At 31.1% G+C, this 20994-nt stretch carries 16 protein-coding genes; 12 read left to right on the top strand and 4 right to left on the bottom strand.

Going from position 1 to position 20994, the window contains the following annotated elements:
• Nucleotides 1–13 precede the first annotated feature (13 nt).
• Nucleotides 14–1270 (top strand): metal-dependent hydrolase family protein, encoded by a 1257-nt coding sequence (locus K292_RS0104455; RefSeq protein ID WP_027398825.1) that lies wholly within the window; start codon nucleotides 14–16, stop codon nucleotides 1268–1270.
• Between the two features lie 25 nt (nucleotides 1271–1295).
• Entirely contained in the window at nucleotides 1296–2723 is a 1428-nt protein-coding gene (pyk, locus tag K292_RS15970) for a pyruvate kinase (protein WP_037372492.1), read from the top strand.
• A gap of 160 nt (nucleotides 2724–2883) precedes the next feature.
• On the opposite strand, the gene K292_RS0104445 is transcribed toward pyk, so the two are convergent.
• Nucleotides 2884–3261, bottom strand: coding sequence for an adenine nucleotide alpha hydrolase family protein (locus K292_RS0104445; RefSeq protein ID WP_027398824.1), 378 nt, complete (start codon nucleotides 3259–3261; stop codon nucleotides 2884–2886).
• Nucleotides 3262–3460: 199 nt separating this feature from the next.
• Here K292_RS0104445 and K292_RS0104440 point away from each other — a divergent pair, with 199 nt between their 5' ends.
• From K292_RS0104440 to K292_RS0104430, 3 genes are all read left to right on the top strand, one after another.
• A complete protein-coding gene (locus K292_RS0104440) occupies nucleotides 3461–3982 on the top strand; it encodes an HdeD family acid-resistance protein (RefSeq protein ID WP_027398823.1) in 522 nt (173 codons plus the stop codon).
• A gap of 175 nt (nucleotides 3983–4157) precedes the next feature.
• Nucleotides 4158–5228 (top strand): AI-2E family transporter, encoded by a 1071-nt coding sequence (locus tag K292_RS0104435; protein ID WP_051280315.1) that lies wholly within the window; start codon nucleotides 4158–4160, stop codon nucleotides 5226–5228.
• A gap of 3 nt (nucleotides 5229–5231) precedes the next feature.
• Entirely contained in the window at nucleotides 5232–6890 is a 1659-nt protein-coding gene (locus tag K292_RS0104430) for a SulP family inorganic anion transporter (RefSeq protein ID WP_027398821.1), read from the top strand.
• Between the two features lie 91 nt (nucleotides 6891–6981).
• On the opposite strand, the gene K292_RS0104425 is transcribed toward K292_RS0104430, so the two are convergent.
• Nucleotides 6982–7266, bottom strand: coding sequence for a DUF6809 family protein (locus K292_RS0104425; protein WP_027398820.1), 285 nt, complete (start codon nucleotides 7264–7266; stop codon nucleotides 6982–6984).
• Between the two features lie 179 nt (nucleotides 7267–7445).
• Here K292_RS0104425 and K292_RS0104420 point away from each other — a divergent pair, with 179 nt between their 5' ends.
• Nucleotides 7446–7676: a helix-turn-helix domain-containing protein gene (locus tag K292_RS0104420; protein WP_245570823.1), complete on the top strand. Its 231-nt coding sequence runs from the start codon at nucleotides 7446–7448 to the stop codon at nucleotides 7674–7676.
• 175 nt (nucleotides 7677–7851) lie between these two features.
• Here the strand turns inward: K292_RS0104420 and K292_RS0104415 are convergent, their stop codons facing one another.
• Nucleotides 7852–8694 (bottom strand): metallophosphoesterase, encoded by an 843-nt coding sequence (locus tag K292_RS0104415; protein ID WP_027398818.1) that lies wholly within the window; start codon nucleotides 8692–8694, stop codon nucleotides 7852–7854.
• 155 nt (nucleotides 8695–8849) lie between these two features.
• Here K292_RS0104415 and K292_RS0104410 point away from each other — a divergent pair, with 155 nt between their 5' ends.
• Genes K292_RS0104410 through K292_RS0104395 form a run of 4 tightly spaced genes read left to right on the top strand, consistent with a single transcriptional unit; the run spans nucleotide 8850 to nucleotide 13945 of the window.
• Nucleotides 8850–10142, top strand: a complete 1293-nt coding sequence (locus K292_RS0104410; protein ID WP_027398817.1) for a BaiN/RdsA family NAD(P)/FAD-dependent oxidoreductase — start codon at nucleotides 8850–8852, stop codon at nucleotides 10140–10142.
• A gap of 47 nt (nucleotides 10143–10189) precedes the next feature.
• Nucleotides 10190–11830 carry an NAD(P)/FAD-dependent oxidoreductase gene (locus K292_RS0104405; RefSeq protein ID WP_027398816.1) on the top strand — a complete coding sequence of 547 codons (1641 nt, stop codon included), beginning with the start codon at nucleotides 10190–10192 and terminating at the stop codon, nucleotides 11828–11830.
• 25 nt (nucleotides 11831–11855) lie between these two features.
• A complete protein-coding gene (locus K292_RS0104400; RefSeq protein ID WP_037372489.1) occupies nucleotides 11856–12374 on the top strand; it encodes a cob(I)yrinic acid a,c-diamide adenosyltransferase in 519 nt (172 codons plus the stop codon).
• Nucleotides 12375–12388: 14 nt separating this feature from the next.
• The gene (locus tag K292_RS0104395; protein ID WP_051280314.1) at nucleotides 12389–13945 is read left to right on the top strand and encodes a glycoside hydrolase family 26 protein; all 1557 of its coding nucleotides are present in this window, start codon (nucleotides 12389–12391) and stop codon (nucleotides 13943–13945) included.
• A 57-nt stretch (nucleotides 13946–14002) separates the two neighbouring features.
• Here K292_RS0104395 and gpmI read toward each other — a convergent pair whose 3' ends face one another.
• Nucleotides 14003–15535: a 2,3-bisphosphoglycerate-independent phosphoglycerate mutase gene (gene gpmI, locus K292_RS0104390; RefSeq protein ID WP_027398813.1), complete on the bottom strand. Its 1533-nt coding sequence runs from the start codon at nucleotides 15533–15535 to the stop codon at nucleotides 14003–14005.
• Nucleotides 15536–15831: 296 nt separating this feature from the next.
• On the opposite strand from gpmI, the gene K292_RS0104385 reads away from it, so the two are divergent.
• Together K292_RS0104385 and addA are read left to right on the top strand one after the other, a co-directional pair.
• Nucleotides 15832–17427, top strand: a complete 1596-nt coding sequence (locus K292_RS0104385; RefSeq protein ID WP_027398812.1) for a putative polysaccharide biosynthesis protein — start codon at nucleotides 15832–15834, stop codon at nucleotides 17425–17427.
• A gap of 63 nt (nucleotides 17428–17490) precedes the next feature.
• Nucleotides 17491–20988 carry a helicase-exonuclease AddAB subunit AddA gene (gene addA, locus K292_RS0104380; protein ID WP_037372486.1) on the top strand — a complete coding sequence of 1166 codons (3498 nt, stop codon included), beginning with the start codon at nucleotides 17491–17493 and terminating at the stop codon, nucleotides 20986–20988.
• Nucleotides 20989–20994 lie beyond the last annotated feature (6 nt).

Raw genomic sequence — 20994 nt, 5'->3', positions numbered from 1 at the left:
ATGGAGGTTTAATATGAGCCAGAGTAATAAGATTGCATTTGCAGGGGGTTATCTCATTGATGGCATGGGAGGAGCTCCAATAGAAGATTCTTTAGTACTTGTAGACGATAAGAAGATTAAATATGCAGGAGAAAAGAAATCATTTGATAATGGCTATAAAATATATGATATTACCGGAAAAACTATTATGCCGGGATTAATTGACACACATCTTCATTACAGCGGAAATCTAAGTGATAATGACACTGAATGGGTTTTAGAACCTGTGTATCAAAAAGCTGTAGTTGCAGTTGCACAGGCAAGGGAAGCTTTGGAAAATGGATTGACTTCAGTCGGAGAAATATCAAGATTCGGACCACACATCAGAAACATGATAGAAGCAGGCGTAATACCGGGACCAAGAACAATTACTACTGGCTTGGGATTTTGCAGGACTTCAGGTCATGGTGATTCTCACAATTTACCTTTAGATTATAATTATGAATCTCATCCTTGGGCTGAAAGAGTAGATGGTCCGTGGGATCTTAGAAAGGCTGTAAGAAAAAGAATTAGAGAAAATCCCGATGCTATAAAAATTTGGTCTACAGGAGGAGGTATTTGGAGACTTGATGCTAAAGCTGACCTGCATTATACTATGGAAGAAATAAAAGCAGTTGTAGAAGAAAGTTCTATGGTAGGTCTTCCTGTTTGGTCTCATGCAGAGGGATATGAAGGAGCATTGCTTTCATGCAAAGCTGGAGTTTCCACAATAATTCACGGCCAGGAATTAAATGAAGAATGTTTGGATATAATGCTTGAAAAGGATATTACGTTTTGTCCAACTTTACAATTTTTCTTTGAATGGTTTACTGTATATGAACCACCATATAGACCAATACACGATGAATATCCTGGTAATACAGTAGCGGAAAAAGAATTGAACAGAATTATAAGTAATTTGCAAAATGCTAATAAAAGAGGTATTAGAATAGTAGTAGGGTCTGACTCGTTTTGCAGTACCCTTACACCTTATGGCAAATATGCTATTACAGAGATGTACGCATTAAATAAGGCAGGAATGACGCCTATGGAAGTTATTACCGCAGCAACAAAGAATGGCGCCGAAATGCTTAAAATAGATAATATAACAGGAACCTTACAGGAGGGTAAATTTGCTGATGTTTTGGTATTAGATGGAAATCCACTTAAAGATATACATATTATTTCACCTGAAAATATGAGTGTGATTATGAAAGAAGGCGCCTTGGTAAAAGGTGAGGTAAAGGAATAGAGTTTTACCTCAGAATGGAGTAAAAATGAAAAAAACTAAAATCGTATGTACAATAGGTCCAACTAGTGAAAATCGTGATACTTTAAAAAACATGATGTTAGCAGGTATGAATGCCGCAAGAATTAATTTTTCCCATGGCACATACGAAGAGCACAAAATTAAGATGGATTTGGTAAAGGAATTAAGAGATGAATTGAATTTACCAATTGCCATAATCTTAGATACCAAAGGTCCGGAAATTAGAACGGGAACTTTTGAAAACGGATCTGTAGAGTTGGTTGCAGGACAGAAATTTACTCTTACTACAAGAGACATAATAGGGAATTCGGACATATGCAGCATAACTTATAAGGGCCTTGGAAGTGATATAAACATAGGAGATACTATATTAATAGATGATGGACTTATAGAACTGACTGTAAATGAAATAAAGGGTTCAGATTTTATATGTATAGTTGAAAATGGTGGAGAAGTTAAAGATTATAAGGGGATTAATGTACCAGGTGTTGCAGTCAAGCTGCCGGCTATTACTGATAGAGACAAAGCTGATATTGAATTTGGCATTTCAGAAGATATAGATTTTATTGCTGCTTCTTTTGTGCGCAGAGCAGCTGATATTAAAGAAATGAAATGGCTTTTAAAAGACAGAGGTGCTGCACATATTAGAGTTATTGCAAAGATTGAAAATAAAGAAGGTATTGACAATATTGATGAAATTATAAAAGCAGCAGATGGTATAATGGTAGCCAGAGGTGATTTAGGAGTAGAAGTTCCGCCGGAACAAGTGCCTATTATACAAAAATCTATTATAAAAAAATGTAATGAAGCAGGTAAACCAGTTATAACAGCTACACAAATGCTTGATTCTATGATTAGAAATCCTAGACCTACAAGAGCAGAAGTGGCAGATGTTGCAAATGCAATTTTTGATGGTACAGATGCAATTATGCTATCAGGTGAAACGGCAATAGGAAAATACCCTGTAGAATCTATTAAGACTATGGTTAACATCGCCGTAGCTACGGAAGATAATTTTAATTATGATGAAATGCTCATTGGCAGGGCGCCACATAAAAATAAAAGTATAACTAATGCAATTGGCTATGCGACTTGTACTAGTGCATATGGTTTAAAGGCTAAAGCCATATTAACACCTACCTCATCTGGATATACAGCTATGGTTGTATCTAAGTTTAGACCTAGGACACCTATATTGGCTTTTACAAGAACAAAAAGAATAGCAAGGAGACTTGCTTTAGTTTGGGGTGCATATCCATTTGTAATACCTACAAGTGAAACGGCTGTAGAGGTGTTTAAGGGAGCAGTTGATAAAGCGTTAATCGAAGGATTTATAGTAAACGGAGATATTGTAATAATCACTGCAGGAATACCGGTAAAATTAGAGGAGAATACCAATGTTATGAGAATTCATGAAGTTGGTAAAGAACTTTAAAAGAAAATGCGTTACAAGTCATTTGTCACGTAGTCACGTATTAGTAATTTAATGACTTGGAAGCTGCTGATCATAAAATACTTAGGATATTCAATTTATACTGCAAGAAATGTTTTCTTATATTTCTTTATAAAAAAAATGGCTTTATATAAAGCCATTTTTAAGGTATAACTATAAGTTCTGCTTTACCTTTTATTTTATTTTCCAGTTTCTTTATTATGTTATTATTACTTTGTCTATCTCCTGATTGTCCAAGAACAACGTGGGTAATATTATTTTTATTGATTAAATCTACCAACGTTCCTAAGACATTATCTGATTTTACTACTGTGAGATTAGCGCCATATTCTAAAGCTTTTTCATAAAGATATTCAAGAGCTTCTCCTTCTCTTGATTTCCCTAAAAAATTAAATTCATGATATGCCACATGAATTATGAACAATTCATCATCATCATCTTCACTAAGATAGTCATGTCCATATTTAATTAATCTATCACAGGTTTTTTGTTGAGTTACGCAAACCATAACGTTTTTCATTTTTTTTCACCTTTTATCGTGCTTTAGTGTTATATATTTACAATTTCATTATACACTAGCTTATTATATATTACTAGTATAAAATATAATGTAATTATAAGTATTAAAAAAGAACAAATTGTCAATGTTAGTATAGAAATATTTAGATATAAATTTAAAAATATTTATAGTTTAAGAAATAATTAGGAGGATTGTTACAGTGCGTTTATTATTAATGTTAGCAGGAATTTTTTCAGCAGCGGTAGGGATATGGTGTCTTGCAAATTCGGGTGAAACTTATTTTTCATTAGCTTTTATTTTTGGAATAGTGATGATGTTTTATGGAATTAGTGGTATTATTGCATATAAAGAAGTTAAAAAATATAAAGATAAAGAAAGAATGGAATGGGTTTTAGAGGAGTCTATTCTAACAGTAATACTGGCAGTTTTAATCTTATCTAATAGGCTTAATGTAGATTCAGCAATTCCTTTATTTTTTGCAATGTGGGTTATGTTTTCAGCAATAATACGTATTATAGATTCATTTGTAATAAAGAAGAAAAAATCAGGGGAAACTTGGAAACTAATGTTTATATTAGGTATTATAGGGTTAATATTTGGTGTTTATTCATTTTTTAATTCTATTTTATTTGGATTTTCAATAGTATTTATGGTAGGAGTAGCATTTTTTATACAGGGAATTAATTCATTTTCTACTGCTTTAAGATTTGGTAAAAAATAGTATTTTTGTTTAACTATTAAATATATAATTACTGAAGCATTCTTTTGCTTCTATTTTTTTGAATTTTTAAAGAATAGTGTTTTTTCTAGGTGTCTTGTAAACAAGGATTTCTTGTGATAGTATATATTTGAAATTACTTGAAATCGGTTAAAATTACAAAATATGGTGTTGAAATATGGATGAAAAAGATATTTTAAAAATTTATAGGAAAATAAAAGAAGGAACAATTGCTATTGCTGCATTAGTCCTAATGATTATTACAATTTCTTATATGCTAGACATTGTTTTACTTACTTTTATTATTACTTTTCTATTTTATAATTTATTGAAAATAATAAAAAAGCAAATAAGGAGATTTATAGAGATTAGTATAGCTGACGGCATTATACTATCTATTTTATATATAGTATTTATATCAATTCTAATAATAAGTATAATAGAAATTTATCCTAAATTGACTCAGCAAATAATTGCAATAGCAGATCTATTTAAGGGATTTGATATAAAAGATGTGCGTGAAGTTATTGATCCCAGACTTGCCGAATTTATTCCAAATTTAGATGTAAATAAGTATGTAGAAAAGGTAGGAAGTATGTTAGCTACAGGTGCTACTACAATTGGAGGATTTGGAATAAATATATTTTTATCTATGATTTTAAGCTATTTTCTATTGCTTGAAAAGGGAAAAATCAGAAGGTTTGGTGAAAAATTGGAAAGGAGTAAAATTTCTTTCCTTTACCGTTATTTAATAAAATTTGGAGGAAATTTTGTTAAGACCTTCAGTAAAGTAATGAAGGTACAGGTTACCATTGCAATTATAAATTCCGTAATATCTATGATAATTTTAACAATATTGGGCTTTCCACAAATTGCAGGACTTGGAATTATGATTTTTATTTTAGGATTAATTCCAGTAGCAGGAGTAATTATTTCACTAGTACCATTAAGCATTATTGCATTTAATATAGGCGGCATAAATAAGGTTATTGCAGTAGTAATCATGATTGTCATAATTCATAGTATCGAAGCTTATATACTGAATCCTAAGCTTATGTCAAATAAAACAGAACTTCCCGTATGCTTTGTATTTATCATTCTTCTCGTCGGTGAGCATTATTTAGGTGTATGGGGATTGCTTATTGGTGTTCCTATATTTATATTTTTAATGAACGTTCTTGAGGTAGATTATGAGGGAACAAAAGAACACAAAAAGAAAAGACGTGAAATAAAGGAGAGAATTAGGTAAAAAGTGGTTTTCAGGCAGTATATTAATGACTTAAAAAATGAATTTTCAGGCTACAATGCTCAAAAGTTTTCAAAAGATTTATTAGGAGGACTTACTGTAGCTGCTGTAGCATTGCCTTTGGCATTGGCATTTGGTGTAGGCTCCGGGGCAACGGCAGCTTCAGGACTTGTGACTGCAATTTTAGCAGGTATCGTAATTGGAACTTTTTCAGGAGCATCCTTTCAAATATCAGGACCAACAGGTGCCATGACGGCAATTCTTATAATGCTTGTGCAGAAGTATGGATTAAATGGCATATTTGTGGCAGGATTTATGGCAGGCATTATCTTAATAATAGCGGGGATCTTTAAGCTAGGCAGAATTATATCTTTTATTCCGTCTTCTGTAATTACAGGCTTTACTTCAGGTATTGCAATAATTATTGCATTAGGACAATTAGACAATTTTTTTGGGGTGACTTCTACGGGAGATTTAGCTGTTAGTAAACTATTTTCATATTTTATAAATGGTTTTCATCCTAATATACCAACATTATTATTAGGTTTACTTGTTATAGTGATTATGGTAATATGGCCTAAAAAATGGAATTCTAAATTCCCGTCATCTCTGGCAAGTTTGATAATAGTATTAATAGTTAATCATTTTGTTAAGTTTAATGTAGCTGTGGTAGGAGAAATTCCAAAAAGTATATTTCTTCAGGACAGGCTTTCTTTGAGCTCAATACCTCTAAATCAACTTTGGGATTTTTTTGTTCCTGCTTTAAGCATTGCAGCACTCGCCATGATAGAAAGCTTATTATGCGGTGCGTCAGCAGGGAAATTAAAGAATGAAAAAATGAATGGAGACAGGGAATTGATTGCACAAGGAATTGGAAATATGATAATTCCATTTTTTGGAGGAGTTCCGGCTACTGCGGCTATAGCTAGAACAAGTGTTGCGATAAAATCAGGATGTGAAACGAGAATCGGAGGAATAATACATGCCATTGGGTTGCTATTATCAATGTTTTTATTAGCACCCGTTATGTCGGCAATACCCCTTTCTGCTTTGGCAGGTGTTCTAATGGTTACTTCATGGAGAATGAATGACTGGGAAAATATACATTACATATTTGATTATAAATTTAAAACCGGTATGGCAAAGTTTTTTATTACTATGATAGCAACTGTTTTCTTGGATTTAACACAAGCAATAATTATCGGAGTTGCTTTTTCGGCATTTCTTATTGTGGTAAGGCTTGCTGATATAGACATTACAATCAGTGAAGTTGAAAATGAGAGACTTGAGAAAATAGGGATAAATATTTCACAAGTACCTAAACATATAAGAGTAGCATATCTTACAGGATCTATATTTTTTGCAGTTGTGGAAAAGTTGAAAAATCAACTTTCTCAGTTAGAAAATACTACGGTACTTATTATTTCAATGAGAGGTGTGCCAATAATTGACGTTTCCGGAGTTCAGGCACTTACAGAACTTGTTTTGAATTTACAGGAAAATGGTACATCCATCATGCTTACAAGTGTACAGCCAAAAGTAATGAAAATTTTAAAGCAAGGAAGACTTATTGATATTATCGGTGAAGAAAATGTCTTTGAAAGTGCAGAATATGCCATTGTATGTGCAAACAATAAACATATTTATGAAAAAGTAAAGGCTTAATATTTAAAACTATAAAATAATTAATATAAAATCGGGACAAAGTAGTCATGAATTGGCTATGGTATCCCGTTTTTTTTTTATGGCAATTTAATTACTCATCTTCTCTATCCTTGCCCTCGAAGACTTCTATCATCATTTTTGCACCAAGACGAAAACCGTCAATAAATGTTTCTGATAGTTCAAAAGGGACAATGTCAAGTTGCTCATTCATTATCTTGATAAATTCTTTATCAAGTGGACTGCCGAGCTTTTCTATAAAATTTTCATAATTTTCATAATGATTTTTTAACAATACGATATAATCTTCGGTCATAGGTTGATACTGTTCTGCCGGATAGAGTTTGCCATCATATAAGGCTTTTAAAATCTTTCCCATTTATTACACCTACCTTGCATATTCATTGTTGGATAACTCTTATGCTTATGAATTTAATTATAATTGCCTTGAAAATAATTATTATTGCTTGTAATACAATATTTATTGTAATTCAGCAAATACCATAAGTCAATACCTTTTGTTAAAATTTTATATGGAGTGAGGTGGTATAGTTGAAAGTGGAGCATAAAACAAAATACAGGAAATTAGGATTAAAAATAAGTTATTATAGAAAGCTAAAAGGAATTACTCAGGAACAGTTAGCAGAAAGGCTTGATAAAAATCTTGCTTTTATTGGGGCAGTAGAAGCACCAAATATTGATAGGACAGTATCGCTTGACACTTTATTTGATATTGCTGATATTTTAGAAGTTCCCGCATACAAATTTTTAAATTTTAATGAAGATTAAATCTTTAATTGTACACAAATACAGGATATAGCAGCCAATAATCGGTTACTGCATCCTGTTCTTTTTTTATTATTCTTATTTTAACTGTATTTCAAATTTTTTTGTGAAAAGTAGCTAATGCCACATTATCTTTAAAATTCTTATTGGAAGATTTCAATATTCTATGGTTTTTTTATTAAGGTTTAGTTATTGTAATACATGTTAATTCGGGACGAGACATAAACCTATATGGAAGTTTGGTCATACCTATACCGGAATTTACATAAAGTTTGGTATCTCTGAAATTATTGAATTGATAAATCCCTTTTATATAGTTTTTACCATAAAGAGGAAGAGTATCATCATTTAATCCAAAAAGATTTATTTGCCTGCCATGTGTATGTGCAGAAATCATTAAATCAACGTTGTATTCTAAAATTTCATCAGCTAAATCTGGTTCATGGCATAAAACAATATTAAAATAGTCGGGTCTTGACCAGCTTGCAATTCCTGTATCCCCATTACCTATTAAGACGTCATCAATACCGATTATGGAAATCCCCAATCTATCTAAGGCATAATATTCGTTTTTTAAAACAATAAAACCACCTTTGCTCATAATTTCTTCGTATTCATTTTCAGCCCCACCACCATAATCATGATTTCCGAATATTGCAAATTTACCCAGAGGTGCATTAATAGAAGCAAGAGCATGGGAAATATCAGAGATATCTTCGGTATAATTATTATAATTATCAATTAAATCCCCTGCAAAAACTACAATATCAGGATTGATTTCTTTTATAGAGTTTAGAACTTTTTTAAAATCATCAGTTGTATAAAATTCACTGAAATGAGTATCTGCGAAGACAACAATATTTAAACCATTAGAATTATCTGTAACATATGGTGATTCAATTTTAATACTTTCAGTTTTCAACATAAAAGGTTCTATATATTTTGAATAACCTAATATTAATATCACAATAATAATAAGTAGAAATATAGTACGAAAAAATTTTTTTAAAAGCTTAAGCATTTTTGTCTCCTAAAATTTTATAAGAATTTGCACTTACATATTATATCAATCATCGCTTTATATAGCAAAAGAAATATTTGTATGTTATAATGGTTTCTATGATTGAAACAGCGTTGCTGAGAGGTGGAAACCATTATATTTAAACTGGTGATATTATGTCAAAATGCAGTAATTTTGAAAGTAAAAAGATTACAATAATTGGTGGAGGTGCAGCCGGAATGGTTGCAGCTATTTTTGCTGCAAAAAATATTGGAGGATATAATATCAGAATTATTGAAAAAAATGATAAAATTGGAAGAAAGTTACTTGCGACGGGTAATGGTCGATGTAATATGACAAATCGTTTTTGCCATGAAACATTTAAAAATATTTCTAAATTTATGGATCAATTTAATTTTCAGGAAACTATAAATTTTTTTAAAAAAATAGGTGTTATTACAAGGGAAGAATCAGATGGACGAATCTATCCTTATTCTGAGCAGGCAGTGTCTGTACAGCAAGCACTTAAATCTGAACTTGAATCCTTAAATGTGGAAATAATATACAATGCTTATGTAAAAAAAGTGGAAACTATATCAAATGGTTTCAACATAGTTACAGAAATTAATGATAAATGCAAAAATAGTAAAAGAAAAGATAATATAGAATCCTTTTTTTCCGAAAAAATAATTATAGCAACAGGAGGTAAGGCAGGGCCACAATATGGGTCAACGGGTGAAGGTTTTAATATTGCTAGAAATTTTGGACATACAATCATAAAGCCTATTCCTTCTTTAACTCAAATAACATCATCACAGCTTTTTTTTAAAGAATTAAAAGGTGTACGTGCTAAAGGCAGTGTATCATTACTGAAGAATTTGGAATTGTTGGATATGGAAATAGGAGAAATTCAGTTTACAGATAGTGGACTTTCTGGGATTTGTATTTTTAATTTAAGCAGATTAATTAGATTAGAGGATAGCAGTTATAATGATTATATAGTAAAGATTGATTTAATGCCTGAGTTTACTCAACAACAAGTATTTGATTTGCTGGTGGAAAGAGCTGTATATCTCGGAGATAGAAAAGTAAAAGAATTTTTAAATGGTTTAATAAATGAAAAATTAGCTTGTGTTATTTTAAAAGAGTCAGGCTTAGATGAAAATATTATAAATTGTTATGAGATTTATCAGCTAAATAAAAAACAGTTGAAAAAAATTGTGACTTATTTAAAAAATTGGAATATACCAGTTTCAGGAACAAAGGGGTTTAAGGAAGCTCAAGTAACTTCTGGCGGAATAGATCTTCAGCAATTAGATAAATATACGTTGGAATCTAAATTAATAAAAGATGTTTACTTTGCGGGAGAAGTTGTAAATGTTGATGGAAAGTGTGGCGGTTACAATCTTCAGTGGGCATGGACATCGGGATATATAACTGGTAATGGAGCAAGTAAAAATATAGAATAAATTTCATATTGTAAATAGACAATATGGCTGATGATAAGAGGGAATATATGCTTAGAATACATGAAATAAAATTAAATTTGAATGAAGATGAAAGCTATATTTTAAATAAAATTATAAAAAAATTGGAATGGGCTAAAGTTTCAATAGATAAATTTAATATAATAAAAGAATCTGTTGATGCTAGGGATAAAGAAAATATAAAAAGAGTATATACAGTAGATTTTTCTATAGATAATAAGGGAAAGTATTCATCAGAAGAGCAGCTTTTAAAAGCTGCAAAGAAAGTTAAAGGTTTAAAATTGGACAAGGCTCCTGATATGGACTATAAATATGTGGGCAAGGGAGAAGAACCTATAACTTTTAAACCTGTTATTGTAGGATTTGGTCCTTGTGGTATATTTGCGGCTCTTATTCTTTCACAGATGGGTTATAGACCTATTGTTATTGAAAGAGGCAAATCAATGGACGAAAGGGTGAAGGATGTAGATTTATTTTGGTCTGAATCCTTCTTAAATGAAGAATCTAATGTACAATTTGGAGAAGGAGGTGCAGGGGCTTTTTCCGATGGAAAACTTACTACACAGATAAAGGACTCCAGAGTTAGAAAAGTTTTAACAGAGCTTGTAGCCGCAGGAGGTAGTCCCACAATTTTGTATAAACAAAAGCCACATATAGGAACGGATGTTTTGCGTAGTGTGGTTGTCAATATGAGAAACAAAATTATTGAAAATGGCGGTGAGGTATGTTTTGAAAGCAAGCTTACTGATATTGTAATTAAAAATTCTAAAGTTAAAAGTATTATAATAAATAATTCAGAGAAGATTGAAACGAACAATGTTATTTTAGCTATAGGACATAGTTCAAGAGATACTTTTAAAATGCTTAAAAATATAGGATTAAATATGGAGCAAAAACCTTTTTCAATAGGTGTAAGAATAGAACATAAACAATCGCTGATTAATAATGCTCAGTATGGTAAAAACTGTAATAACAGTAACCTTGGAGCTGCTGACTACAAACTATCTTATCATTGTAAAAGCGGAAGGGGTGTATATACTTTTTGTATGTGCCCTGGAGGTTATGTGGTAGGTGCAGCATCGCAAAAATGTGGCGTTGTTACAAATGGCATGAGTTATAATGATAGAGCGGCTGATAATGCAAACAGTGCTGTCTTAGTAGACGTTAAACCAGAGGATTTTAAGTCAAATGATCCTTTAGCTGGAGTCGCTTTTCAGGAAAAATATGAGCGGCTGGCTTTTGAACTTGGCGGCAAAACATATAAGGCACCTGCCCAGAGATTAGGAAATTTTTTAAAGAATAAAAGACCATGTGATAATGGTGAATGTAATAATACAGTAGAACCTACGTATAAACCAGGTATTGTGTGGTCTGATCTGGGTAAATGTCTGCCTGAATTTGCAACCGAATCCATAAGAGAGGCAATTCCTGAATTTGCTAAGAAATTAAAAGGATTTGATAGCCCAGATGCAGTAATGACAGGTGTAGAAACAAGAAGCTCCTCTCCGGTTAGAATGGTAAGAGATGAAAACTATATGAGTGAGATTTACGGAATTTATCCGGCAGGCGAAGGGGCTGGTTATGCAGGCGGTATTGTATCAGCTGCGGTTGATGGAATTAAAATTGCAGAAGAAATTGCAAAAATATACAATAACAAATTTAATATATAGTAAAACAAAATAAGAGGTATTTTACATGCTGGAAAAAGGATATATTCAAGTATATACCGGAAATGGAAAAGGTAAAACTACAGCTTCTTTGGGAATTGCATTAAGAATGATTTGTGCAGGCAATAGGGTTTTTTGCGGGCAATTTATGAAAGGTCAGGATTATAGCGAGTTAAAAGCAGAAAAAATTTTACCTAACTTTACAATAGAACAATTTGGCAGTACAAATTTTATTAATGGAGAACCGTGTATAGAAGATATACAAAATGCGAAAAAGGGACTTTTGCGCATGAAAGAAGTCCTGATGTCAGGAAACTTTGATATGGTGATCTTTGATGAAGTAAATACAAGTTTATATTTTAAATTATTTTCAGTTTCTGAGGTATTGGAAGTTTTAAATTTAAAACCGAATAATGTGGAAGTTATTCTTACCGGTCGCTATGCACCGAAGGAAATTATAGAAATAGCTGATTTAGTTACAGAGATGAAAGAGATTAAACATTATTATAATAAAGGTATTGAATCAAGAATTGGTATTGAGAATTAGAAAGGATGTATAGAGTGAAAAAACGCAGTATTATTATAAGCATAATTTTAGTTTTATTATTAGGTCTTATATCAGTTTCATATGGGGCAGAAACCGTACCTGACGGGATATATTGGATAGAAGATGGTACGCCGTATGATAAATTTGTAAATAATGTGCATGGATACAGTTTAAATGTGGATGATGGTATGACAGTTGATATGAGTTATTCTAACATTTGTGCTGTTTTGGAAAATCAACACAAGAGAATAGAAATATATAAGCAGCCATTAGAGCAAGGAATAAACAGATCCTCTTATATAAATTATTCAAATAAGTTCTTAAACAATACACTTGATCATAGGAAAGAATATGAATCAACTGTAACTATAAACGGTCATTCTGTTTACATATTGCAATGGTCAAGAGATAAATTATCTAGGGTTCAAAATGATAAAAACTATTACGCTGATATGGAAATTACAGTAGGTAATTATGTATACAGCATTTTTGTAAAAGCAGATGAACCATTATGGCAAAGCGGAGGATATATGTATTTAGCTAACAGTTTTACTGCTTTTACACCAACGCAATCAGCTTATACAAGAAAAGCAAAGCCAACTAACTTTGAAGATAAGGGTTGGAATAATGAAACAAAGATTGCATATAACCAATATTTTGGCTCTGATAGTGAACTTAAATGGGGTATTTTTGAACCGAATGCGCCTGATTCATTTTCAGATTTGGATAGAATTGAAAGTGAAATTGAATATGAATTTCCTATAATTTTAAATTATACAAGTTTTGAAAATAAAATCATGCATCCTTGGCTTAAAGGTCGCTTAGATAATGCATATGCCCATAATAAAATTCTAGAGCTAACATTACAAACTCCAGATGAAACTTGGGGTGAAGGAAATATGATATACGATGTATTGAACGGAGAATATGATGGATTTTTAACAAATTATGCAGAAACAGTCAGTGAATTTGATCATCCGGTACTATTTAGATTATGCAATGAGATGAATGGAGACTGGTGCCCTTATTCAAGTTACCATACCTCTAAGGATACCTTGCTGTTTAAAGAATTTTATCGTTATATCTATAGTATTTTTGAAAAAGCAGGTGCAGATAATGTTATATGGATCTGGAATCCAAATGGTGTTTCTTTCCCTAACTTTAAGTGGAATGATGCGCTTATGTATTATCCAGGAGATGAATATGTGGATATTATTGGATTAACTGCTTATAATACGGGAACTTATTATAAAGACGAAAAATGGACAGAATTTAAAGATTTATATGATTCCATGTATTGGGGCTATTTGACATTGTTTGATAAACCAATGATGATTACGGAGTTTTCTTCTAGCAGTGTAGGTGGAGACAAAAATCAATGGGTTATCAATATGTTTGATCATATTCAATATTATGAAAACATAAAAGTTGCCGTTTGGTGGGATGGATGTGATTGGGATTCAAATGGGAATGTGGCAAGACCTTATTTTATAGACGAATTTCCGCAATTAATTGAAACATTTAAGAAATACTTAAATGTTAAATCAGACTTCTGGGATATATATGCATAAAAAATAAAAGGTCTTATGTTTCTAAACTTATTAGAAAACTAAGACCTTTGTTTTTAATTATTTTATTATACTTTTTCCGGTCATTTCTTTAGGTTTTTCAATTCCCATTAAATCAAGAAGGGTTGGTGCTACATCAGCTAAAATGCCGTCATTTCTGAGTTCTACTTGCCTGTTTGCAATAACTAAAAATGGAACAGGATTTACAGAATGAGCTGTTAATACATTATTATCATCGTCCAGCATAGCATCTGCATTTCCATGATCTGCTGTTATTATCATTTGACCATTTTTAGAAGTAATAGCATCAACAACTTTTTTTACACAAATATCTAAAGTTTCGATAGCTTTTTCTGTTGCTTCCATATTACCTGTATGACCTACCATATCGGGATTGGCATAATTTAAGATTATTAAATCATATTTATCTTCTTTAATTTGTTCTAATAATCTTTCTGTTATTTCAAGAGCACTCATTTCGGGTTGCAAATCATAAGTTGCTACTTTAGGAGAGGGAACTAAAATTCTATCTTCACCGTTATTTGGAGCTTCTATTCCACCGTTAAAGAAAAAAGTTACATGTGCATATTTTTCTGTTTCAGCGATTCTAAGTTGTCTTAAACCTAGTGATGATATATATTCTCCCAAAGTATTTTTTAACGATTGAGGAGGAAATGCAATTTGAACATTAGGCATTTCAGCATCATATTGAGTCATACATATATAACATAAATTTTTAACAAATTTTTTACGTTCAAATCCATTGAAGTTTTTGTCAACAAAACAACGGGTTATTTCTCTTGCTCTATCAGGTCTAAAGTTAAACATGATTATAGAATCGTTGTCGTTAACTGTCACAACTTCTTTATTTGTAATGAGTGACGGTATAACAAATTCATCATTTTCTTTTCTTTCATAAGCCGCTTCTAAGGCTAATTGAGAGCTATTATATTTTTCACCAATGCCTTCAGTCATAGCATCATAACATTTTTGAATTCTTTCCCACCTGTTATCTCTATCCATTGCGTAATATCTTCCGGAGATTAATACTATTTCCCCCAAGCCTATATCTTTCATATACTTTTCTAAGATTGCCAAATATTTTGCTGCGCATCTTGGAGTAACATCTCTGCCATCTAAAAATGCATGGATATAAAGTTTCTTAAGTTGATTTTTTTTAGCTAGATCTATTAAAGCGAACAGATGATTAATATGGCTATGTACTCCGCCATCAGATAACAATCCGATCAGGTGAAGTGCAGAATTATTTTCTTTTGCATGTTTCATAGCATTATTTAAAGGATTGTTTTCAAAGAAAGTTTTATTTTCAATAGATTTTGTGATTTTAGTAAGTTCCTGATAAACAATTCTTCCTGCCCCGATATTTAGATGTCCCACTTCTGAATTACCCATTTGACCTGCAGGCAGACCAACGTCCAGACCACTTGCGCCAATAGTTGTATTAGGATATCTTTTAAATAGGGAATCAATATTTTTTTTATCAGCATTTAATATTGCATTACCGTGAAGGTTTTTATTTGATCCGTAGCCGTCTAATATCATTAGTAATGTGGGTGTTGCTTTGCTTTCCATAAACTAGTTCCTTTCTATATAAATTTATAATTTTAATAATCACAATGATAATATAGGATTATTATACCATAGTCTTTGCTAAGTTATTGTAAAAATTAATATAAGAGGAGTAATTTTATATGGTTTTACTAAATTAATAAATTAAAGTAATAAATAATTATAAAAAATTAAAATAAGTATATAGAAGTAATATTATTTTTGGTATAATAAATACGTATGTAATTACAGATACATAATAATTACATTTTTAATAAAAAGAAAAAAATTATAATAATAGTATAAAGGATTATTGGATTATGAGTAAAAAAACATTTATAAAAGGAGCTGCAATTTTAGGAATTGCAGGACTTTTAGTACAGATTATGGGAGCCTTTTTTAGAATTCCCCTTGGTAATATTATTGGCGATGAGGGTATGGGATATTTTCAGACAGCATATCCCATTTATGTGTTCTTATTAGTTTTTTCTACAAATGGAGCACCGGCTGCAATATCTAAAATGACATCGGAAAGAATTGCATTAGGTTTACATTCGGAAGCATACAGAGTGTTTAAACTATCTTTTTTACTAATGTCTATATTGGGAATTATTGCAGCAGCTGTTTTTTTCTTTGGAGCAAAGGCCATTGTAATTAGACTTGGTAATTCGGGGGCATATTATGCTATGATAGCCATTGCACCGGCACTCTTGTTTGTACCGATTATGGCTGTTTTCAGAGGATTTTTTCAAGGCCTTCAACATATGGAACCTACGGCTGTATCTCAGCTTGTTGAGCAGGCAGTACGGGTCGTAGTTGGGCTTACTCTTGCGGTTGTTTTATTTCCAAAGGGACTTGAGATGGCAGCAGCAGGAGCTACTTTTGGTACAAGTGTAGGACCTATAGCAGGTGTTATTGTATTAATTATTATTTATTCGTTAAATCGTAAGAAGATTTTAAAAAACATAGAAGATAATAAAGATAATAATAAAGAAAGTGCCGGCAAAATTTTAAGTTCTTTAGCTAAAATTGCAGTCCCTATTACTATTGGAGTTTCAATTTTACCTATAATGAATATAGCGGATGTTGCAATAGTTATAACAAGGATGAAACAAACAGGATTTACTGAAGTTGAAGCTAATGCACTTTATGGACAGCTATCAGGAATGGCAGGCCCAATTATTAATATTCCCATGGCTTTGGCTCTCAGTGTGGCATTAAGTATGGTTCCGGCAATTGCAGCTGCAAACAGTGTTAAGGATTTAGAATTTCTGGACACAAATATTAAATTAGGATTAAGAACTTCTATGATTATTGGTATACCTTGTACTTTTGGTATTATGGCATTGTCAGAACCTATTATGTTGTTACTATTCCCCTTGCAGGCAGAAAGTGCTTCAAGTGCAGCGCCTTGCTTGTTTATACTGGCAATCGGTATAATATTTCTTTCTTTGGCGCAGACAATGGCTGGGATACTTCAGGGGCTTGGAAAGCCCAGTGTGGCAGTAGTTTCTCTTGCAGCAGGTTTGATTGTAAAGTGTATTCTTACATACATTCTTACTGGAATATATAACGTACAAGGTGCAGCAATAGGAAGTACTGCTGCTTATGCGGTTATAGGAATAATGAATTTTATAGCGGTTAAAAGGTATACAGATACAAAATTCAATTTAACTTTATCTGTAATAAAACCATTAATTTCGGGAATTATAATGTGCTTATGTGTATTAATCAGTTATTATATTTGTCATCTTGCTTTAGGAAACAGTTTATCGGCAGTTATTTCAATAGCTATAGGAGCATTGGTTTATGGCATAATGTTAATTAAAACAAAATCAATAAGACCTCATGAGATAGAGCTGCTTCCAAAAGGAAAATCTATAGCCGCCTTATTAAGAAAGTTTGATTTAATATAATAAAGTATTGAATAAAAGGGACGGCTCTCATTGAGGGCAGTCCCTAAATTAAAGGTGAAAATAATGAAATGGACAAAATCTCAAAAAGAAGCAATTGAAATAAGAAATAAAAATGTTCTTGTTTCTGCGGCAGCAGGATCAGGTAAAACTGCTGTTTTAGTAGAAAGAATTATGCAGATTATTATAAAAGATCAGGTACCTATTGATAAAATGTTAATCGTTACTTTTACTAATGCAGCAGCTTCCGAAATGAGAGAAAAGATAATAAAATCCATAACAGAAGAAATAAAAGTATGTTCTAATAATGTTGAAAATAAGAATCAGCAGGAAAAAGAACAATTTCTTAGAATACAGTTGAATTTAATCAATAAGGCAAATATAAGTACTTTTCATGCCTTCTCAATGGAAGTCATAAGAAGGTATTTTTATTTAATAAATATTGAACCTAATTTTAAAATTTGTGATGAAGCTCAAAAAATTATTCTTCAATCAGATGCAATGGAAGAACTTTTTTATAATTTATTCCAAATAGAAGATGAAGAGTTTATATGGTTTTTAAATCAGTATGCTCAGACTAAAAATGAAAAGAACGTGAAAGATATGATTTTACAAACCTATGAATTTGCACAGAGTATTCCGGATTCATATGGTTGGTTAAATGATAAAGTAAATGATTTAAATTGCTCTAAAGAAGAATTTATGAATGGAAAAACTTTTAGGGAAATAAAAGTTTATATTGATTCACGCTTAAACTCTGCAAGGGAATATTTTTCAAAAGTTGAAAATTTATTGGATATGGAGGGAATAACAAGTCTTATTTCAAAATGTGACTTAGAACTTAACAATATAAATCAATTAATAGAAGAATTACATAGAGGAGATTTTAAACAATTTGCTTTAAATTTAAAAAATATAAAATTTCAAACATACAGAACAACAGCAGCAGAAAAAGAAGAGTATGAATCAATAAAAGAATTAGTTTCTAATTTACGTGATAAAGGGAAATCAATAATTAAAAAGTTAATTTCTCAATATTGTATTAAAACAATAGATGAATACGTTACTGAATTAAATGAAACCCATAGAGCGGCAGAATTTTTAATTAAATTAGTAGTAGAATTTGATAATATTTATAAAAGTAAGAAAGCTGAAAAAAATCTTATAGATTTTAATGATATAGAGCATTATGCTTTAGATATACTTTCATATGAAGAAGCTGCTTTAGAATACAGAGAAAAGTTTAATTATATTTTTATAGATGAGTATCAAGATAGTAATGTTGTTCAAGAAACTCTTATAAATAAAATAAAGAGAGAAAATAATTTATTTATGGTTGGAGATGTTAAGCAAAGTATATATAAGTTTAGACTTGCAGAGCCTGAAATTTTTATTAGTAAATATGAAAAATTTAAGCTTGATAATAATAAAAATGATAAGAAAATCGACTTGAATATGAATTTTAGAAGCAAGGGCAATGTAATATGTGCTGTAAATGAGATTTTCAGTAAAATTATGCAGAAAGATGTGTCAGGGCTTGAATATGATAAGGATGCAGCTTTGTATAAAGGTGTTTCTTATGAAGGCCAATTGGATTACCCTGTTGAACTTCATATTGTGGATGACATGAATCTTGAAGATGTTGAACTGGATGATGAAATCGCTGAAATGAAAAAAGCTGAGGTTGAAGCTTTTACTGCTGCAAGAATTATTAAGGAAGCAAAGGGGTCTTTTATTTATGATGAAAAAAAAGGCATAACAAGGACTCTTACCAATAGGGACATTGTTATATTGCTTAGAGGTGCTCGTGGTACATCAGAAATTTATTATGAGGCTTTATTAAAGGAAGGGATACCTTCTTTTATTGACAGCAGTGATGGATATTTTGATACTGTTGAGATTGAAATATTTCTAAATTTATTAAGAGTAATAGATAACAGAAAACAAGATATTCCTTTTTTAAGCATATTGAGATCACAACTTTTTAAATTTACCATTGAAGAACTGATAGAAATAAGACTAATTAATAAGCAGTGTACTTATTATAGAGCTTTTGATCTATATGTTACAAATGGAAAGAATGAAGCATTAAAGGATAAATGCAGGAATGCTTTAGATAAGATTTCAGAATGGAATAAAGCTTCAACTTTTATGCCCCTTGAAGAGTTGTTATGGAAATTGCTAAGAGAGACTGCTTTTTATGAATATATAGGTGCCATACCAGGAGGAATTCAAAGACAGGCAAATTTAAGAGCTTTAATAGATAAAGCCGTACAATTTCAAAATACGCAGATGAAAGGGTTATTTCAATTTATTACATATATTGAAGCTGTAAAGAAGGAAAAAGTTCCAACTGGGCAGGTAAAACTCCTTGGCGAAAAAGATGATGTGGTTAGAATTATGACTATACACAAAAGCAAAGGATTGGAATTCCCTTTTGTCATTATAGGTGGATTAGGCAAAAAATTTATTAAGGATAATAAAATCGGAAGAATAGGACTGCATAAGGATATTGGTCTGGGACTTAGATGGATAGATAAGGAAAATCACAGTTTTAAAAAAACCATTATTCAATCAGCTATAGAACAAAGAAAAAGCAATGAAGATATGGCAGAAGAGATAAGAGTCCTATATGTGGCATTTACAAGAGCTATGGATAAACTGGTGCTTCTTGGGAGTGTAACTGATATTGATAAGACATTAAAAAAATATGAGGTAAATGATGGTTACAATGTAGAAGACTCAAATTGTTATTTAGATTTTCTTTTACCAATATTAAAAGAGACAAATATAAAATTTATAACACATAACAAGTCTGACATAAATAGTATTAAAGTTTCAAATGATGAGCAAAAGCTAGCTGTAAAAAAATTATTAAAAGGTAATGTTCCATATGAAAATAAAAACTTATTAAATGAAATAAGCAGACGATTGGAATTTGAATATGCCTATAAAAGTGCTTTAAAATTAAAATCAAAGTTTACGGTTTCTGAACTTAATAAAGAAAAGAAAAAAGGCTTTTATGGTAGTTTAGAAGTTCCCAAATTCACAAAATCTAATGATGAATTTTCAGGAGCAGAGAAGGGAACTATTCTACATAAAGTTATGGAACATATTGATTTTAGCTGTACAAATAAAGATGAAATAGAAGCATTTATAGATCATCTTGTAAATAGAGAAATCTTGACCCGCAAAGAAGCGAATACTATAAATGTAAATAAGATTATAAAGTTTATAAATTCAGAAATAGGCAAAAGAGCAGCATTATCAAAAAATATTTATAAAGAAGTATCATTTAATATTGCAAAAGAAATAGAAGGGGAAACGGTTATAGTACAAGGTACTATAGATTGCTATTTTGAAGAAGATGGAAAATATGTGCTCCTTGATTATAAATCAAATTATTTATGGGATGAAAAGGATCAGGAGGCTATAGATAAGTTAGTTGATGGATATAGATATCAAATTGAACTATATAGAGAGGCATTAGAAAAGATTAGAGAGATAGAAGTAAAGGAATCATATCTATATTTATTTAGTATTGATAGGGAAATTAAATTATAGTTAAGG

The sequence above is a fragment of the Anaerovorax odorimutans DSM 5092 genome (assembly GCF_000426305.1).
In the GTDB taxonomy this organism is placed as follows: Bacteria; Bacillota; Clostridia; order Peptostreptococcales; family Anaerovoracaceae; genus Anaerovorax; species Anaerovorax odorimutans.
This window is presented reverse-complemented; position numbering and strand designations above follow the sequence as displayed.

What these genes read in the sequence shown, in the direction of transcription:
- K292_RS0104455 (WP_027398825.1), top strand. Translation starts at nt 14, where the DNA reads ATGAGCCAGAGTAATAAGATTGCATTTGCAGGGGGTTATCTCATTGAT.
- pyk (WP_037372492.1), top strand. Translation starts at nt 1,296, where the DNA reads ATGAAAAAAACTAAAATCGTATGTACAATAGGTCCAACTAGTGAAAAT.
- K292_RS0104445 (WP_027398824.1), bottom strand. Translation starts at nt 3,261, where the DNA reads ATGAAAAACGTTATGGTTTGCGTAACTCAACAAAAAACCTGTGATAGA.
- K292_RS0104435 (WP_051280315.1), top strand. Translation starts at nt 4,158, where the DNA reads ATGGATGAAAAAGATATTTTAAAAATTTATAGGAAAATAAAAGAAGGA.
- K292_RS0104425 (WP_027398820.1), bottom strand. Translation starts at nt 7,266, where the DNA reads ATGGGAAAGATTTTAAAAGCCTTATATGATGGCAAACTCTATCCGGCA.
- K292_RS0104415 (WP_027398818.1), bottom strand. Translation starts at nt 8,694, where the DNA reads ATGCTTAAGCTTTTAAAAAAATTTTTTCGTACTATATTTCTACTTATT.
- K292_RS0104410 (WP_027398817.1), top strand. Translation starts at nt 8,850, where the DNA reads ATGTCAAAATGCAGTAATTTTGAAAGTAAAAAGATTACAATAATTGGT.
- K292_RS0104405 (WP_027398816.1), top strand. Translation starts at nt 10,190, where the DNA reads ATGCTTAGAATACATGAAATAAAATTAAATTTGAATGAAGATGAAAGC.
- K292_RS0104400 (WP_037372489.1), top strand. Translation starts at nt 11,856, where the DNA reads ATGCTGGAAAAAGGATATATTCAAGTATATACCGGAAATGGAAAAGGT.
- gpmI (WP_027398813.1), bottom strand. Translation starts at nt 15,535, where the DNA reads ATGGAAAGCAAAGCAACACCCACATTACTAATGATATTAGACGGCTAC.
- K292_RS0104385 (WP_027398812.1), top strand. Translation starts at nt 15,832, where the DNA reads ATGAGTAAAAAAACATTTATAAAAGGAGCTGCAATTTTAGGAATTGCA.
- addA (WP_037372486.1), top strand. Translation starts at nt 17,491, where the DNA reads ATGAAATGGACAAAATCTCAAAAAGAAGCAATTGAAATAAGAAATAAA.